The 17,721-nt window shown below is 61.7% G+C and carries 14 protein-coding genes and 2 pseudogenes; 8 read left to right on the forward strand and 8 right to left on the reverse strand.

Annotated elements, in window-relative coordinates:
• Positions 1–212: 212 nt before the first annotated feature.
• Positions 213–1,012: pseudogene (locus MFF40_RS11505) on the forward strand (ABC transporter substrate-binding protein); the annotation flags it as partial.
• 449 nt (positions 1,013–1,461) lie between these two features.
• On the opposite strand, the gene MFF40_RS11510 reads toward MFF40_RS11505, so the two are convergent.
• Complete coding sequence (locus tag MFF40_RS11510) at positions 1,462–1,923, reverse strand: Ros/MucR family transcriptional regulator (RefSeq protein WP_238260510.1); 462 nt, start codon at positions 1,921–1,923, stop codon at positions 1,462–1,464.
• Positions 1,924–1,983: 60 nt separating this feature from the next.
• Positions 1,984–2,253, reverse strand: coding sequence for a hypothetical protein (locus MFF40_RS11515; RefSeq protein ID WP_238260512.1), 270 nt, complete (start codon positions 2,251–2,253; stop codon positions 1,984–1,986).
• Positions 2,254–3,074: 821 nt separating this feature from the next.
• Here MFF40_RS11515 and MFF40_RS11520 point away from each other — a divergent pair.
• Positions 3,075–3,314, forward strand: coding sequence for a hypothetical protein (locus MFF40_RS11520; RefSeq protein ID WP_238260514.1), 240 nt, complete (start codon positions 3,075–3,077; stop codon positions 3,312–3,314).
• Positions 3,315–3,467: 153 nt separating this feature from the next.
• A pseudogene (locus MFF40_RS11525) lies at positions 3,468–4,353 on the forward strand (IS5 family transposase).
• 94 nt (positions 4,354–4,447) lie between these two features.
• On the opposite strand, the gene MFF40_RS11530 reads toward MFF40_RS11525, so the two are convergent.
• The 5 genes from MFF40_RS11530 to MFF40_RS11550 all read right to left on the reverse strand — a co-directional run bounded on the left by MFF40_RS11530 (position 4,448) and on the right by MFF40_RS11550 (position 7,955).
• Positions 4,448–4,906, reverse strand: coding sequence for a DsrE family protein (locus tag MFF40_RS11530; RefSeq protein ID WP_238260516.1), 459 nt, complete (start codon positions 4,904–4,906; stop codon positions 4,448–4,450).
• A 67-nt stretch (positions 4,907–4,973) separates the two neighbouring features.
• Positions 4,974–5,870 (reverse strand): MBL fold metallo-hydrolase, encoded by an 897-nt coding sequence (locus MFF40_RS11535; protein ID WP_238260518.1) that lies wholly within the window; start codon positions 5,868–5,870, stop codon positions 4,974–4,976.
• Positions 5,871–5,993: 123 nt separating this feature from the next.
• Positions 5,994–6,713 (reverse strand): cytochrome c biogenesis CcdA family protein, encoded by a 720-nt coding sequence (locus MFF40_RS11540; RefSeq protein WP_238260520.1) that lies wholly within the window; start codon positions 6,711–6,713, stop codon positions 5,994–5,996.
• A gap of 6 nt (positions 6,714–6,719) precedes the next feature.
• The gene (locus tag MFF40_RS11545; protein ID WP_238260522.1) at positions 6,720–7,109 is read right to left on the reverse strand and encodes a thioredoxin family protein; all 390 of its coding nucleotides are present in this window, start codon (positions 7,107–7,109) and stop codon (positions 6,720–6,722) included.
• A gap of 45 nt (positions 7,110–7,154) precedes the next feature.
• Positions 7,155–7,955: a pentapeptide repeat-containing protein gene (locus MFF40_RS11550; protein WP_238260524.1), complete on the reverse strand. Its 801-nt coding sequence runs from the start codon at positions 7,953–7,955 to the stop codon at positions 7,155–7,157.
• Between the two features lie 185 nt (positions 7,956–8,140).
• Between MFF40_RS11550 and MFF40_RS11555 the strand changes: the two genes are divergently transcribed.
• A complete protein-coding gene (locus tag MFF40_RS11555; protein WP_238260526.1) occupies positions 8,141–8,815 on the forward strand; it encodes a Crp/Fnr family transcriptional regulator in 675 nt (224 codons plus the stop codon).
• Positions 8,816–9,451: 636 nt separating this feature from the next.
• The gene (locus MFF40_RS11560; RefSeq protein ID WP_238260528.1) at positions 9,452–10,120 is read left to right on the forward strand and encodes a hypothetical protein; all 669 of its coding nucleotides are present in this window, start codon (positions 9,452–9,454) and stop codon (positions 10,118–10,120) included.
• Positions 10,121–10,247: 127 nt separating this feature from the next.
• Here the strand turns inward: MFF40_RS11560 and MFF40_RS11565 are convergent, their stop codons facing one another.
• Positions 10,248–10,694 (reverse strand): cupin domain-containing protein, encoded by a 447-nt coding sequence (locus MFF40_RS11565; RefSeq protein WP_238260530.1) that lies wholly within the window; start codon positions 10,692–10,694, stop codon positions 10,248–10,250.
• Between the two features lie 102 nt (positions 10,695–10,796).
• On the opposite strand from MFF40_RS11565, the gene MFF40_RS11570 reads away from it, so the two are divergent.
• The 3 genes from MFF40_RS11570 to MFF40_RS11585 all read left to right on the forward strand — a co-directional run bounded on the left by MFF40_RS11570 (position 10,797) and on the right by MFF40_RS11585 (position 17,658).
• Complete coding sequence (locus MFF40_RS11570) at positions 10,797–11,717, forward strand: LysR family transcriptional regulator (RefSeq protein ID WP_238260532.1); 921 nt, start codon at positions 10,797–10,799, stop codon at positions 11,715–11,717.
• Between the two features lie 1,283 nt (positions 11,718–13,000).
• Positions 13,001–16,270: an efflux RND transporter permease subunit gene (locus MFF40_RS11580; RefSeq protein WP_238260598.1), complete on the forward strand. Its 3,270-nt coding sequence runs from the start codon at positions 13,001–13,003 to the stop codon at positions 16,268–16,270.
• Complete coding sequence (locus MFF40_RS11585; protein ID WP_238260534.1) at positions 16,270–17,658, forward strand: efflux RND transporter periplasmic adaptor subunit; 1,389 nt, start codon at positions 16,270–16,272, stop codon at positions 17,656–17,658. The genes MFF40_RS11580 and MFF40_RS11585 overlap by 1 nt, the downstream gene beginning before the upstream one ends.
• Positions 17,659–17,721: the final 63 nt, after the last annotated feature.

Consider the following 17,721-nt stretch of genomic DNA (forward strand, 5'->3'; position numbering starts at 1 on the left):
TGCCTGTAGAATCGCGCCAGATCGAAGCAATGAAGCGGCGGCCGTCCAGCGTCATCTCAGCATAGCTAAAGCTGATCGCACTCTTAATTTGCGGCCGTATGCAAACAGCGGTGCAGCCGCCTCATCGGGCATCTCGCGCTCAAAACGGGCGTCGATGTCGGCCGCGTCCTCCATTTAGCAGCACGGAAAGATGGTGATGGCTGCGAGTTTGATTAGAGGCTCCGTCGCCGGATGAAGTCGCATCACTGACGGACGCAGGCGTCCGGATCGTGACCAACGCCTAACCGCACAATTGGACTTGGCACCTGTCCCGGGTCGAAGGCTTGTCCTAAAACGACATCCGGTTTCGCAAGGCGGCGAACCTCGCAATCGACCGCGACGGTTTAAAGGAGTTCCTCGGCGGCCTCGCGATCCTGGCCAAAGGCTTCATGCCACCCGGCACCAGTGGTTCGGTCATCTAACGTTCGACGTGAAGTACGATCCAGACGCCGCCAGGAAGCTACTCGCTGAGGCCGGCTATGGTCCGAACAAGCCCCTAAAGCTGAAAATCGCGATCTCGCCATCCGTGTCCGGTCAGATGCAGCCGCTGCTGATGAACGAGTTTGTCCAGCAGAGTCTCGCTGAAGTTGGCATCCAGGTCGACTGCGAGGTGGTCGAGTGGAACGCGCTGAGCTACATCCGGCGGGTCGGCGCCAAGGCGGACATCTCGCGTATCGTCTCGGCGATCAAGTACTCATATGCCCGGCAGGACCCCTACAGCGCCTTTATCCGGCACCTACAATGCAACCTGACGGCGCCGGGTGGGACCAACTGGGGCTACTACTGCGACCTCGCAATGGGAGCGCTGTTCGGACGTGCGCGCACCACGTTCGACAAGGGGGATCAGCAGCACGTATTGGAGACGATCCACGAGGAGATCGTCGATGACGCGCTATTCGTGATGATCGACCAAGATGTGAACTCGCTGACGATGAGTTCGAATGTCAAGGGTTTCGTCCAGGCGCAGACCTAGCACCAAAATTTCTCGTCGATCTCTATGTTTGCTGCAGATCGATAAAAACCGTGCACAATAGGGCGCCAGCTGCGCTTTTGTCGCTCGGATGCCACTCGCCAGAAATTCCCCTTGAGTGGCCATTAGGCTTCCGATCCACCTTGGCCGTTCAGGTAGCGGTGGCTGCTTCCCGAAAGCAGCCATTGATGTGCCATCGCGCAACTTCGGTTTGGGGTTAGAAGCATCCCCAAGCTGTGAGTAACAAGCGGCGGAATCGGGCCAATCGTCAAAAGGTGCGGATCTGGCGCCGCACAGGGGCTCCTGCTCTCATCTCGGTTCTGTAGCAAAAAACGATCTGCGCCCGTCCTGAGGCAAACTCGGTGACCGTAGAAACTACCCGTCGATATAGGAAACCCGCCGGTCCTGGGGCCAGCGGGCTCTCACGATTCCAGTGGCAAGAACCGTGCGGCTCAAGCTGCCTTGCGAGCCTTCCCACGAGGCTTGGTGTGTGAGCCGGGTTGCCCCAGTCCGATCGCCTTGGCCAGCGCTGATCGCTGTTCGGCATAGCTGGGAGCGACCATCGGGTAGTCGGCCGGAAGCCCGTAGCGCTCGCAGTAGGTCTGCGGGGTCAGCCCATTGGCGGTCAGGTGCCGCTTGAGCGTCTTGTACATCTTTCCATCGACGAAGCTGGTCAGACCGTCCTGCTGAACCGACTTGCGGATCTGGGCGGGGGACGGCCGTACAACTTCTGGCTGGGATTCGGCGGCAATGGCGGCCGAACCTGAAGCAAGTGAAGCGATGGTGTCGTGCATGGCCCGAATCAAACCTGGCAGTTCAGCGATCGGCACGGAATTGTTCGAGATGTACGCGGCGACAACCTCACCCGCCATTCTCACAGAATCAACCTGAGGTCCGTTATCTTCTTGTGTCATCTTAATGCTGCTCAGTTATAAGCTTGAGTGCGTGCGTGCACCCTGGCCGCGTATCTAAGATCAGTAATTAGAGGCTGGATTCAACCCCCGCCCGCCGGGGATTCGAAAATGGTTAACAGAAACTCGCAAGTCGTTGGACCAGCGGGTTGCTTCGTGGGGAGTGAGTTCAATGCGTCCATCGGTCATGCCGCGAGCGATGGTCATCGCTTCATCGTCGTCTTCGTAGCGAATGATCTCCGCACCGTCGATCCGACCATCTCTTCGCAACCAGTAGACCCGGTAGCAACGGTGTCGCTTGGTTTCGCCCCGGACTTGCGATTGAGCCAACATGGGAAGGCTCCCAAGGGGCGAAGCGGCTGCCCCTCGCGCCGAAACCGATAACTGACATCGACCGTACAAGGATTTTGTGATGGCTGAAGGGTGATCCGCTACAGCCTGAATTAGAACACATAAACTATTTTATTCGACAGGATGAAATTCTCTCATGAGGCTGTGACCGAGTCTGGTACGCTGTAGCAACGTCCAATCGAGAACTGTCTATCGGGCATTTACATTCCTCGCAGCGGCCGCTTCAGCATTTCGAACCAGGCTTGCGCCCCAATCCGTTTAGTATAATTTAGGACATCGAACTGGTGCAGCGGCCATGTTACTGGCCCATAGTTATCCTCCGACAACAACAGCCTTAGTGCAACATGACATTTTCCGTTGTCCAACTCAGTCATCTCTGCGGAGTTGGTGAGCATGGGTCTTCAATTTTAATCCACTCAATTGTTTTTGCGGCCATCGTGGTCCTGCCGGTTATCCCCATTTTACATGTGCGGCTGCATGTTACTAGATCTGTGTGTGCCGTAAATTGCACATCGTTACATCGATATTCATTGATTTGACGCAAATTACAGGGAAGTGGGCGCTTTTATATTCCGAACTGAAGTTAATTTGACGAAAGATTGAAAGAATATTTAACCAAAGCGCTTCTTTACCTGGTTTTAAGCAGTACATTAACAGGTAGATTGTGCAAAGTGGATATTCCCGCGTCCAGCTGGTGATGGCCACGCCACTGTCTCTCCAACCTCTTCAATCAGCTGGAACGGGCGCTCCCCTCGGGAGCGGGGTAACCTTCACGCTTCCCTCTTCGACAAGTGGATGCGCACGTGACCGGGTCGCCGACCAGCATCGACGAACCGCTGCCGGGACCGCGGATGTACTACGTTTTCCGCATTGGCCATGACGGTACTGTCGGCAATGCCAACTACCTGAACGCTGATGCCGACGATGAGGCGAAGGCCATCGCGGCCATGCTGCTCAACGGTCATTGTATCGACCTTTGGGAGCGAGCCCGGTACCTCGCCAGCTACCCGCCCCAGAGTGCGAGGTATCCCGACCAGGAGTGATTTCAGCTGATTGGACGAACCGAATCCAGTGGGGTCGAGCCCTTGCGGTCGAAATCAGACGCTCGGTACCGTCCGCTAAGGGTCTGTCCGGAGACATTTTGAGATTTTGGAGCGGTTTGTGCTGGTCTGCAGGTTTTGTGGCGGAGGCTTCCGATGTGGACGCAGGAGAACCGGGCTCGCTACGATCGCATTAGCCTGCGCTATCCCAGTGATCTGACCGACGCCGAGTGGGGGCTGATAGAGCGGCTGATCCCGCCGGCCAAACGCGGCGGCGGCAAGCGTTCGGTCGATCTGCGCGCGGTGGTGGACGGGCTGTTGTAGGTGCTCAGCACGGGCTGCCAGTGGCGGGCGCTGCTGAAGGATATGCCCGCGCGCTCGACCGTGCATGGCTATCTCGATCTGTGGGACTATGACGGTACCCTGGAGCGGATCCACCACATCCTGGTCATGGCCTGCCGCGAGCAGGCCGGGCGCGAAGCCAGCCTGACCGCGGCGATCCTCGACAGCCATCCTTCGACAAGCTCAGGATGAGGGCGTCAAGGGGCGGAAAAAAGGGGGCGCACGATCGACCCGCCGGGCTACGACGCGGGCAAGAAGATCAAGGGCCGGAAGCGCCATATCCTCGTCGACACGCAGGGCCTGCTGATGCACGCCTTGGTGCATCCCGCCAGCGTACAGGACCGCGACGGCGGCGTCTGGGTGATGGCGACGCTGTTTGGCCTCTACCCGTCCCTGCTGCGGCTGTATGCGGACGGCGGCTATCAGGGGCCGGCGTTTAAGGCCGGACTGCGCTGGGCATGCCGTCGGCTCAGGCTGACGATCGTCAAGCGCTCCGATCAGGCCAAGGGCTTCGTCGTGCTGCCCAAGCGCTGGATCGTCGATCCTTAGACAGGCTCAGGATGAGGGAACGTTTGCTTGGCTCAACCGGTGTCGGCGCTTGGCCAAGGACTGGGAATGCCGCTCACGCACAGCCCGCGCCTTCCTCTTGCTCGCCTCAATCCGCCTAATGACACGAAAGCTCTGCCAAACAACACAATGATCTCGGACAGACTCTAAGCAGCATGGCCTCAAGGTAGGGGTCCCACACAGGCGCCAAGGCAATCAGCGCCCGCCCGAGCCCGAGAGGGTATTGATCAGGGGTGGACGTAAGCGAACCCCATGCCTTGAAGCCGGATGATCTCTGCGACCCCGCTCGGAACGATGTCAGCCTCAGTTACTCCGTAGAGTTCGTGCCAATCGATCTTACGCATCGTCAAGGTGTTTTTGCAGATCAAAAACTTGACTCCCTCCGCTTTGAGGCCGTCGATTTGCTGGGCAAGCTTGGGGTCCTTGGCTGCCATCTGGAACAGATCAACGCCGTCACCGAAGTCGACCACACGGATTTGGATGTGGTCCTTACCTACCGCCTCGACGTGGTTCTTCATGTTGCCGAGGATGTGCTTGAAGTAGGTCGCGTTGTCCGGCATCCCACCGTCATTCTGATAGACGACTTTCTGATCCGCATAGTAGCCGGGCGACACTGCTTCGAGAGCAAGCGCTGGTCCCAGGAACAACCCTAGGAAGAGGGTGCAGGCAGCAGCTAATCTCGTCATGGCTTCCTATTCGCTCCGCTTGTTGCGGTGGCCGTCAAAGCGACCGCAAGATCATCAATGATCATGTTCACTGCCAAGCGGCGCCGGACAGCGCCTCCAGCGGGATCTTGAGATACCGACGGCCATTGCGCTCTGGCTCCGGCATTCGGCCACCCCGGATGTTGACCTGTAGGGCGTGGAGGATGAGGCGTGGCATCGACAGGGAGCTATCCCTTCCCTGACGCAGCGCCACAAAATGCGCCTCGTCGTGGCCGTCGAGCAGATGCCGGTTCTGTGATTGCTGCTCGGTGATCGAGCTTTGCCAACGGGCCTCGCGGCCACCCGGACGGTAGTCGTGGCCGGTGAACAGGCGCGTATCCGTGGGTAGCGCCAGGATGCGCTGTATCGAGTGCCAGAGCGCACAGGCGCTACCTCCGGGAAAGTCGGTTCGCGCTGTGCCGCCGTCCGGCATGAACAGCGTATCGTGGATGAAGGCTGCGTCCCCTACGAGGTACGTGACAGACGCGAGCGTGTGGCCCGGCGAGAACAGCACCGTCACCTCGATGTCGCCTATCTGGAAGCGCTCTCCGTCTGTGAACAGGCGATCCCACTGTGAGCCGTCGCAAGGGAAGTCCTCGGGCAGGTTGTAGAGATCTTTCCAGAGCGCCTGCACCTGAACGATCCGGTCACCGATCGCCATCGGCGCCCCCGTCTGTGCCTTAAGGTATGCTGCGGCCGAGAAGTGGTCGGCGTGTGGATGGGTGTCGAGCACCCATTCCACGGTGAGCCCGTGTTGCTCGACATAGGCGAGGAGCTTGTCGGCCGAGCGCGTTGCCACAGCCCCTGATTTTTCATCGTAGTCGAGCACAGGATCGATGAGGGCGCACCGCAGAGTGCTGGGACAGGCGACCACGTACTGCACGCTGCCGGTCACAAATTCGTGGAACGCCGTCACGATCGGAATGATTGAAGTTCGATAGGACATGGCACAGGTATCCCGCTCGAAGGAGATCGTCCCATATAGAGCGCCTCAGCTAGAACAAAAATCTACACGGCAGCTCGCCTCTGGAACTCTCATCTACCTCCAGGCTCCTTTGGCTTGGGAACGTCAGAGGCGGGTGGTCAAGTTGGTCAGCCAGGACGGTGAAGCGTTGACCAAGGCGGTTTCCGCTGCCTTATCGTAGCCGGTGGCGATCATCAGCCCGGTGGCCACGAGGATCAGGCCGAGGGCCGTCTTCAGCCCCTTGCCCAGACCCATCATCCGGTCGCGCCAGCGCATCAACACCTCGCGTGAGAGCGTGCCGAGCAGTAGCAGAGGCAGGGCCGCGCCGAGGCCGAACAGCAGCATGGTCAACGCGACGGTGCCGAGGTCGCGTCCTTGGGAGGCGAGCAGCGAAGCCGCCCCGAGGGTCGGACCGACGCAGGGGCTCCACACCGCCCCGAGCAGCACGCCCACCCCGAATTGGCCGAGCAGGCCGGCTGTCGAGAAACCGCCGAACCTGTTCTCCGTCCAGTTGCTCATTGGACCCGCGGTCACGGCCAGCCGCGTCTGGGCCGCTGGGACCATCAGGACCAGCCCGATCAGGATGAGCATGATGGCCGCGCCGGTCCGGAAGATGCCAGCATCGAGACCGATGGCGAACCCCACGGTGGCGACGAACAGGCCGATGACCACGAAGGACAGGGCGAGCCCGGCAGCGAGCGCCGCCGGACCGAACTTATGCTCTGAGGCCGCCGCGCCGAGCACCAGCGGCAGCAGCGGCAGCACGCAGGGGGACAGCACCGAGAGGATGCCGGCAAGGAAGGCAAGGCCCAGGCTCGTGACCATGATGGCTCAGATCGCCTTGTCGAGGAGCGAAGAGATCGCCTCGGGCTTGGTCTCCCCGGCAGAGCGCCCGGTCTCCTTGTCGCCCTTGTAGGTGATGAGCGTGCTCTGCATCGTCGCGCCGAACTGCTTCACCACGTCCTTGCGGCTGTCGAAGTCGACGTCGAACACTTGTAGGTCCTTGAACTTCGGATCGGCTTCCAGCTTGGCGAGGATCGGCTTCTGGGCCGCGCAGGTGGTGCACCACGGGGCGGTGATGTGCACGAGGATCGGCTTGCCAGCCTTCTGGGCAGCCTCGAACGCGGCGGGCGTGTAGGTCATCTCGGCGGCGATGGCGGCGGTGCCGAACAGCATGGGGGCGATGGCGAAGGCAGCGAGCAGGATGCGGCGGGTGGTCATGAGCGCGGATCTCCGTGAGCGGATGCAGGACGAGGGGAACGGGGGTTAGTTCGACACCTGAGTGATGGCGCGGTCGACGTTCACGCGGGCAGACCAATCCTTGGCGCTGTCCTGACCCTTGAGGTCGATCAGCCGGGCGCCGCTGACGTCGACGTTCTTGAAGTCCGCGCCCGCAACCGTGGCGCCGGTCAGGTTCGCCCCGGACAAGTCCGAGCCCATCAGCACCACGTCGGTAAGGTCGGCATCCTTGAGGTCGGCGTATTCCAGTCGCGACCGCCCGAGGTTGGCCCCCTTCAGGTTCGCGCCCGCGAGGTTCACCGAAGTGAACACTGCCCGCATCAGGCCCATGGACTGGTTCTTGATGTCGGCGCCGCCTTTCAGGTCCACGAGCGTCGCGCCGCTCATGTTGGCGCCCTTGAAGTCGCCGATCGGCATCGACCGGCTGAGGTCGGCACCGCTGAGGTTGGCATCCCGAGCGGTGATGCCGAACATCTTCGTGTCCGCGAGCTTGGCGCCGGAGAGGTCGGCCTTCAGGAACCACGCCTGTTCTAGGTTGGCACCGCTGAGGTCGGCGCCGCGCAGGTTGGTCTTGTTCAAGCGCGCCGTCCGTAGGTTGGCGCCCCGGAGGTTCAGGCCGGAGAGGTCGAGACCGGACAGCGCCTTGTCGTGCAGGTCGATCGGCTTGCCGTCCGCGGCCTTGATCATCGCTTCGACGTCGGCGCGGCTCATCTCAGCCTGGGTCATCGCAGGCGAGGACATGTTGGCGCCCAGCAGCAGATCCTGTTCGGCGGCGGCCGGGCCGGCAGCGAGTGTAGCCAGCATGAAGCTCAGGGCGAGGCGGCGCATCGGGTCACTCCCATCGGGTGCCGGTCAGGGCCGGCGCCCGTATCGTTTTCATAATGTCGCGATGCTATGCCGAGCCGCTGCACGCGGTCGGTGACCTAGGTCACACAAGTCCGGCGCGGCGGGAGAAAAACGCAACGCAAGCCGGATGATCAGCCTGTCGTCACGGCCGAAGGGTGACGCCAGCCATGACGGACGCGCATAAGGTCGAGCACTGGATCGACCGGTTTCCACTCCTACAGGCGCTCAGCCCGTCGCACCTGCAGCTCGCCCGGGGCACCGTGCAGTTCCCGGTGCTGGAAGCCGGCGCCACGGCCTACGAACTCGATGGTGAGTGCGCCAACTACCTGATGTGTCTGGAGGGGCGCACGCGCATCTTCCGCATGTCCGAGGGCGGGCGCGAGGTGCTGATCTACAAGGTTGGCCCGGGCGGCACCTGCGCCCTGACCACGCAATGCCTCCTGTCCGGCGGCACTTTCCCAGCCCAAAGCATCGCTGAAGAACGGACCGAACTTGCCGCCTTGCCGGTAGGCACGTTCCAACACCTGATGGGCGACAGCGCCGCGTTCCGCAGCTTCGTCATGGACGACTACACCCGGCTGATGTCGGGCCTTTTCACGCTAATCGACGAGGTCGCGTTCGCGCCACTGAAGCAGCGCCTCGCCCAACGGCTCCTGGCTGAAGCCGATCCGCGGGGTGTCGTTGCCGTGACCCATCAGAAGCTCGCCGACGACGTCGGCAGCGTGCGCGAGGTGGTGAGCCGCATTCTCGCGCAATGGGCCGAGGCAGGCTTGATCGAGCTGCGTCGCGGCGCGGTTGAGATCGTAGAACGGGCGAGCTTGGCTACCGCTGGTAAGCGGTGAACTGCGGCACGCGCAGCGTCCGCCTTGAGGCAAAGGGCTAAAGTCCGCTCCCCATACCGAGCCGAAGTTTCCAGAGGGCTAGCGAACGGCTGCTTTGGAGAAACGCTGACGGCAGTTCATGCGGCTGGGTTGGATCGGTAGGAGCCTGTCCGCTTCGGGGGCAAAGGCTAGAGGCCGGTTTTCAACCCCAAGCGACCATTCCGCATCCTACCGAGACTGTGTGAAAACGCAGAAACTTTCCGAAATCGTGGAACAATTTCATATGTGGCAGCTAACCGGGTGCCCGATATAGAGCATCGATGCCATTGGGGCGCCTAACCAGGTGCTGCACAGTGCATTCGACGGGAGATCCTTCTGCCGCCTCCGTGTATTTACATAGCCTCAATCCATAACTACCGTATGGCCGTGTGCACCGTCCTCGATAACCGACATCCAGAGCGCCCCCTAGGGCCTCCTCGACGGACCTTGGCCGGCCTCGCTCAGGCGACCGATCCGGATTGGCCGTCATGTATACAGGGTTTAGGTCTTATCCGGCTCGGTTGACGGAGCGGCAGTGCCCCCCACGCCGTTGCCTAGATCAACTCCCCTGTGAGGCGGCACTCCGCTCGGCAGCATGGGAGCGGATGAGGGCTCCTTTTGCGCCTGAACAAGGCCAGCCTCCACCTCTCGGATGAGGTCTGCGAAAGCGTACGGCTTGCTGAGCAGGCGTGTACCTGGCGGCAAGTCGTGCTGAAGATCTACCCCGGCTCCCGAGGTGACGATGATGCCGACACCGGGCCAACGGTGGTGAACGAGGTGGGCAAGGGCAACACCATCGCCCACGATGGCCCGCCCCGTGATCAACATCCGCACGGCGGCTGGTTCTTGGAGCGCCGCCACCGCCTCGGCGGCAGTGCACACCGCGATGGTATGAAAACCGACATCTGCCAGCATGTCGGCTGTAACCATACGGACGAGCTCGTCAGCCTCCGCAATGAGGATAGCGAAAGGCATGCTCTCCGACACAAACCTGCTCCGCGCGATCAGGGCGGGAGCGCACGCTGCTCTCAGGCACAGGCGGCCGGGACCGAAGCCAGTGATGGTCCCTTATGCGCTAATTATAAGCTGGGCGCGATGACCCTGAGTTGTGGCAGCTCGCCACCCCAAGCTGAAATTGCGCGACGGCAGCCCAGTAGTGGCTTTCAGGAAGCGCTCATGGCAATCCACGCAACCGGGTTGGATCGTACGCTGAACGTCGGCTTGAGAGCGAAGGGTCAGGGTCGGCGCTCCACCCCAAGCCGAAGTTGCCGGATAACCGACGAATGACCGCATTCTAGAAGTGCCAATGGCTGTCCGAACAACCGGTGTGGGTTGGGAGCCGAATGGCCAGTTAGGGTGGCTCCCGGCTGGCAGCTTTTGGAAGGGCGATTTCCGAAATCTGCCACGCCGTGCCTCAAGCGACCGCAGGTTCCGGGAACTCGATGCCGTGCGCAGCGCAGACTGCAATCAGCGCCGCTACCTCCTCGGCGGTCGGCTCGGCTTGGGGCGGCAGGCCTTCGTTTTTTGCCGGTCGAGCTAGGCTGCGGATCATTCCCTCGAACCGACCTGTCGTCATCGAAAGGAACCGGGCTTCAGACGAGACGACACGTAACGAGTGCGGCGTCCCACCTGAGACCGTCAACGCGTCGCCCAGTGTCAGCCGGCGAACCTCATGTTCGATCTGCATGCGGACTTCACCCTGCAGTATGTAGAAGCTTTCATCCTCGTCGCGATGGACGTGAAGCGGCACGGAAAAACCTTCCGCCATGTGGTGCTCGATCAGCGTGAGCCCATCGGCATTGTCTTTCTGTGACAGGTGGATGGTGAGGCGGGCGGTGGTAAACCAAAGGGTATCGGCCATGTGAACGTCCTGTCGGTATGGCTGTAGCTCCCAAGAGCTACAAATTGCGATCCGCCGCGATAAGATCTATGATCGTACATCGCTTGGTGCATGAGCCGACGCATGAAGACGACCGATCCGCTAGCCGGCATCATGGCGTTCCTTGCTGTTGCCGACCGGGCAAGCTGCACGGCGGCAGCCGAAGACCTCGAAATGGGGCGTACCGCTGTCGATGCGCAGATTCGTGCGTTGGAGGCGCGACTGGGCGTTCGACTGCTGCATCGCTCCACGCGCTCCGTGCGGCTGACGGAGGCCGGCACGGTCTACCGGGAGGCTCTCGCCGACATTCAGGATCGTGTGCGGGATGCCGGGCGAACGGCAACGGCCTTCCAGACCGAGGCGGTCGGCCGTCTGCGGATCTCAGCGCCTCCAGACCTGGGACCTGATCACGTCGCACCGGTGGTCGCGCGCTTCCTCGCCGAGAACCCGGCCGTCTCGATCGATCTTCAGCTTTCCACCGATGCGGTGGATCTGATCGGAGACAGCTTCGATCTGGCGATCCGCGGTGCGCTCGCTGTCGAGCCCACGCTTGTCACGCGGCAGATCGGGGCGTCCCCGCTGATCGCGTGCGCATCACCTTCCTACCTCGACCAACGCGGCGTACCGGCGGCCCCACAGGAACTGGCGACGCATGCCTGCCTTCATTTCTCCGAGCTGCGCTGGGGCCGCAAGTGGCGGTTCGAACGGGATAGCCAAGTTGCAGACGTTCCGGTCCTGCCCCGGCTCGAATGCAACAATGGACCGACGCTGCTGGCCGCTGCCATCGCAGGGGCGGGCATAGCGCTTGAGCCCGCTTTCGTGGTCGGTCCAGCTATCCGCGCGGGTACGCTCGTACCGATACTGACAGGCTGGCGTCTGCCGGTCATACCAGTGCACGCCGCCTACCCCGCCAACCGCAATATCGCCAGCAAGGTGCGCAGCTTTGTGACCTTGTTGGCAACCGCTTTCGCAGGTCACCCCGACCTTGGCGGCACACCGGGGTGAAGGAGCAGACTCAGTCGGAGAGCGCCGGCTTCCAACCGGCGACTTGCTCCGTGGAAAGACCGTAAGGGGTTGTAAGCGAATTGTCTGCTTTTGCGTTGAACCGTCTCCGAGGCGGACGTGCAGCTTTCGGCCAGACTACGTCATGCCAGATTGCCAACCTTCGCAAAACCAGCCATTCGGTTTTATGACCGATCCAGCTGCTTAGCGGCCTTTCTCAAGACTTTGAAAGCGGATATGTCCGGCGCCGCGGCACCCTGTGTCCGGGCGGCTTCTTTGCACCGAACTTGGCGACAGGATCTCGAAGCAGCCAGTGTTGGGCCGCGCAGAGAGGGTGGTCGGAGCTCGGCCGGCAACCGAACATCCCTACGGATAAGCGTGGTGCCGTGTCCGCTCGAACCTGTCGGCACAAGGCTTATCGAAAAGCGCGCACGGTGGCTGAGCGCCCAACGGTTCTGCCAACATGGGTTGTCCGCCAATATCGCCGAGCGCATGACGCTGGGAATATTGCGATCGCGGATCGAAGTAGGGGTCCGATGTGTAGCTACTCATGAATGCGCCGCCGGCAGGCATCTCGCTCTCGGACCAGGCTGGCGTGACTAGGCCGGCCGAGGCAACAAAAATCATGATTTTTATTGTTCGCTGGTTGATCATCGATTTGTCTCAAGCAGGCCAGGTCTGTGAATCCTTGAGATGCTGGGACGATCTGTTTCGGAGACATCGCCGATCGGCATCTCTGGACCAGGCGGCACCCATCAGCAGCCGTTGGACCGCAAAAGCCGATACCAAAATATTGGCCAAGCAATCGCGAGGTGCCTGCTTTGGAGGTGCTGAACTATATTTATACTTGAATGATTTAGTTCACATCGATTTCTTGTGCCGAAGACTGATAACAGGAAAATTCTTTGACCATCGGCAATCTAGCACTTCCGCCTGGTGGAGCACAAACAAATAAAGCGCTAAAGTATCAAAGAAAATTCATCTCTTAAAAGTTATTTTCATTGCTAAAAACCTCGCCTGTGGGCAGCTCAGACGTCGGGATGCAGGCTGCACCCGAGGCGCAAATTTTGAAAGAGCGGCCTTGTTTTTTTCCAAACTAAAACTTGTTTCAAGATGTAAGAGCGAATTCATTCGAAGCACTGTCGGGAGTGACTTATATCGTCGTGGAGCCGGGCAGGAGCCTCGCTTACTCTCCACAACGCAAGCCTCATTCTGCGTTCTCGAACCGAGGCCAAAGCCGGGGCCCGGAGATCCGCAGGATTCGGGCGAAAAGCGCGATTGGCCGCATGGATCTCGTTCGATTTGCCCTGAAGTTCCGCAAGAGCTTCTATGTTCTTGCCGTCCTCATGTTCCTCGCGGGCATCGGATCGATCGCGGTGGCGCCGAAGGACGTGCTGCCGTCCGTTGATATACCAGTCGTCGTGGTGGTCTGGACATATAACGGTCTCGACGCCAACGACATGGTTCAGCGCATCACGAATTACAGCGAGTTCTCGCTGTCGAGCAACGTCAACAACATCCGGCGGATCGAGTCGACGTCGATCCAGGGTACCGTGACCGAGCGGATCTACTTCGATTCCACAGTCAGCATCGATCTCGCGATGACGCAGGTTGATTCCGCCATGAACGCCATCCGCTCGCGTATGCCGCCCGGCGTGCAGCCGCCGGTGATCATGCGGTTCTCTGCGTCATCGGTCCCGGTCATCCAGATGGCCCTATCGTCGTCAAAGCTGCCCCTCACCAAGGTCTTCGATTACGCCCAGTACCGGACCCGCCGGCGGCTGGCCGAGGTGCCGGGCTCGACCCTGCCGTCCCCGTATGGCGGCGCGCCGCGTCAGGTGATGGTCGACCTCGACCCCGCTAAGCTGCGCGCGATTGGCATGACGCCGCTCGATGTCCTGAATGCGGTGCTCAAGCAGAACCTCGTTGTGCCCTCTGGGCTCGCGAAGGTCGGGACGCAGCAATACACGGTTCGGCTTAATTCGAGCCCACTTCTGGTCGATCAGCTCAACCGCATCCCGATCAAGGTCGAGAACAACCAGCCGGTCCTACTGCGGGACGTCGCCCAGGTACGGGACGGTTCGCCGCCGCAGATCAACATCGTCCGCGCCGACGGTCACCACTCCGTCCTTTTGCAGGTGCTGAAGAACGGTGCGGCCTCGACCCTGGACGTCGTGAACGCCGTCAAGGCTGCCCTTCCCGACATCCACGCTGCCGCGCCAAAGGGCATGACGATCACGCCACTGTTCGATCAATCGGTCTTCGTCTCGGACGCCATCTCCGACGTGGTGCGCGAGGCGGTGATCGCAGCCGGCCTCACCGGCCTCGCGATCTTGCTGTTTCTGGGCTCGTGGCGCTCGACCCTCGTGGTGCTCGTTTCGATCCCGCTCTGCATCCTGACTTCGCTATCGATCCTGGTCGCCATCGGGCAGACCATCAACGTGATGACCCTGGGCGGCCTTGCGCTCGCAGTCGGCATCCTGGTGGACGACGCCACGGTGGCGATCGAGAACACTTACCGGATGTTCGAGGAGGGCTTCCCGTTTCGGCGCTCGGTGGTCGAGGGCGTCGCGGGCATCGCCAAGCCTGCGCTGATCTCGACACTGGCGATCTGCTCGGCCTTCTCGGCGGTGTTCTTCCTCACCGACGCGCCCCGCTACCTGTTCGTCCCGCAGGCCGAGGCGGTGGTGTTCGCGATGCTGACCTCCTACCTCCTCTCGCGGACGCTTGTCGCCATCCTGATCGACGTTCTCGTCGCCCCGGAATACGCCCGGCATCACCGCGGCGCGGAGCCTGTAGTCGACGGGAAGGCGCCGCAGCGACGGCGATCGGTCCTCGGCCGGCTGTTCGGCTTCGCGCTACGCCCGCTCCGCTGGGGATTCCGGTATCCGTTGCGTGGCGCCGTCGCCTTCCGCGGAGCCTTCGAGCGGGGCTTCACGCGGTTCCACGCGGGCTATGTCGGCCTCCTCTCCGCCGTGCTCCGCCACCCTGGCCGGACCCTGTGCGGCGTGCTCTCCGTCTTCGCGCTTACCGCGGCGATCTTTCCCTTCGTTGGGCAGGATTATTTCCCGCAAATCGAATCGAGCCAGATGACGCTGCATATCCGCACCCACCCGGGTCAGCGGATCGAGCAGGCGGAGAAGCGGTTTGCGCAGGTCGAGGATGTCGTCCGGCAGATTGTCCCGAAAGATGAACTTGGACTCATCCTAGACAACATCGGCCTGCCAGCCTCGAACTATAATTTTGCCTTCATGGACGCATCATTTGTCGCCTACAATGACGGACAGATGCTCATCAATCTGAAAGGTGAGCACAGGCCGATCTCGTTCTACGAGGCGCGCCTGCGCAAGGTGCTGCGCGGCGCTTTCCCGGATGATGTCTTCTATTTTCAACCCTCCGACATAATCACGCAGATACTGAATTTCGGCACGATCGCGCAGATCGATGTGCAGGTTTCAGGACGCCACGACGTCGAAGATCTCGCCGTGGCACGCGATCTCGTACGCCGGATCTCGGCGGTCCGCGGGGCGGTCGACGTCCACCTTCATCAGATCGTCGACGCGCCGCAGATGTCCGTGAACGTCGACCGCAGGCTCGCTTCGGAGATGGGCGTTAGCGAACAGTCCATCGCGCAGAACATGAATATCTCGCTGTCGGGCTCCTTTCAGGTAAGCCCAAACTTCTGGGCCGATCCGAAGTCCGGGATGCCCTATCAGCTCTGGGTCCAGACGCCGGAATGGCGCAATGCCGACATCGATCAGCTGATGAATACGCCGGTCTCGGTCCACGCGGCTGGCCATGACAAGCCGGGTATTCCGATCCTGCTGTCGAACGTCGCCACGATGCAGCGACAGCCGGAGCAGACGGTGATCAATCACGTCAACCAGCAGCCGACCTTCGACATCCTCGCCAACGTCCAAAACGCCGATCTCGGCAGCGTCCGCAATGCCGTGGATGGGATCGTCGCCGACGCGCAGGCCCGCCTGCCGGCTCCGGACAAGATCTTGGTTCGCGGGCAGATCGAAAGCATGGAGAGCGCCTTCGCGCGGATCGAGATCGGGCTCGGGATCGCGCTGGTGGCGGTCTACCTGCTTCTCGTCCTAAACTATCAGACCTGGGTCGATCCCTTCGTGGTGATCGCCGCGCTGCCGCTTGCCTTCTGCGGCATCGTAATGAGCCTATTCATCACCGGCACGGCCTTCTCGATCCCAGCCCTATTCGGGGCGATCATGTCGGTGGGCGTGGCGAGCGCGAACTCGATCCTCCTCGTCACCTTCGCCAAGGAGCACCGGGAGGCCACCGGCTGCTCGGCAGGCGAGGCCGCCCTGATGGCCGGCCATACACGGCTGCGGCCGGTGCTAATGACCGCCTCGGCGATGTTCCTCGGCCTGATCCCAATGGCGATCGGATCAGGCGAGGGCTCCGAACAGAACGCTGCTCTCGCCCGTGCGGTCATGGGCGGGATCGGCATGGGCACGCTTTCGACGCTGCTCTTTGTCCCGCTCCTCTACACCCTGCTCCGGCACAACCCGATCAAACCCCTCGAGGATTATTGATGCGCGCAGATCCCGACGCTCACGCGTTCGACGCCCACGAGGTTGCAGAGCGGGCGCATCGCCACGCAGTCGAAATCGATCCTCTGCGGCAGGATGGGGCCGGGGAGACGCTGGCACATGCCGATCTGCCGCCCCCACGCAAGCGGCCCTTCCTGGTGGCTGCCCTGGCGCTCGGAAGCGCCCTCGGCCTTGGTGGCTGGCACCATTGGCAAACCTACCAGGCTTCGCTGGTGACGCAGGCCGAGACGGCCGATTTTGTCCCCACGGTGCGCACCCTGTCGGCCACCGAAGACGATCAGCCAATGATGCTCACCTTGCCGGGCCAAACCGAGCCTTTTGACCATGCCGACATCTTCGCCCGCGCCACAGGCTACATCGCCGAGCGCCGGGTGGACATCGGCTCGCGGGTGAAGAAGGGTGACTTGCTCGTCCGCATCACCGCCCCCGATCTAGACCAGCAGGCGCGCCAAGCCGAGGCACAACTCGGCCAGTTCCAGGCCCAGCTCGCCGTCGCCCACGCGAATGTCGAGCAGGCCAAGGCCAACGTCACGCTGGCCAATGCCACCGATGCCCGGACGTCGACGCTGGCGGGCCAGGGCTGGGCCTCGAAGCAGAACGCCGATCAAACCCGAGCCAGCATGCTGACGGCCACAGCGGCCCTGACCGCCGCCGACGCGAATGTGAAGGTCGCCGAGGCGAACATCACGGCACAGCAGGCCAAAGTGGACCGGCTGCGGACGCTGACCACGTTCGAGAACGTGGTCGCGCCCTTCGACGGCGTAGTGACCGCCCGCATGGTCGATGTCGGCGACCTCGTTCACGCCGATTCCGGCGGCGGAACACCCCTGTTCTCCATCGATAGCACGGAGGTCCTGCGCGTAACGGTCCAAGTGCCGCAATCGGCGGCGGTGGGCATCCATGACGGCGTCCAGGCCCACGTGCGCGTCGCTCAGATGCCGGATAACGTGCTTGACGGAACGGTCTCACGCAGCTCGGTCGCCCTGCGCTCCTCCGTGCGGACCCTCGATACCGAGGTTGACGTTAAGAACCCCGATGGAATCCTGCGTCCCGGCCTCTACGTCGCCGTAACTTTTGCGGTGCCGCGTACGCATCCCCGCGTGACCGTACCGTCCGAGGCGCTGATCTTCGATGCGACGGGTACGCGGGTCGCGGTCGTTCAGCCCGATGACACGGTGCAGCTCCGCCCAATCACGATTGCGCGTGATCTGGGCACACGGCTGGAGCTGCGTACCGGACTCGAGAGCGGCGAAACGATTGTCCTCAATCCTCCCGCGAGCCTCATGGACGGTGCCCGGGTTGTTCCGAAGGGCGATTCCGCTGCGAAGGCAGCGACCGCCAAGCTCACCGAGCAGGCCAGTGTGCAGTGAGGCGCATGGCCCGATCCGTTCACGATCTCGTAAGCTTTGCCGGCCAAATGACGCATTCCGCTA

It is taken from the genome of Methylobacterium mesophilicum (assembly GCF_022179445.1).
Lineage (GTDB): Bacteria > Pseudomonadota > Alphaproteobacteria > Rhizobiales > Beijerinckiaceae > Methylobacterium > Methylobacterium mesophilicum.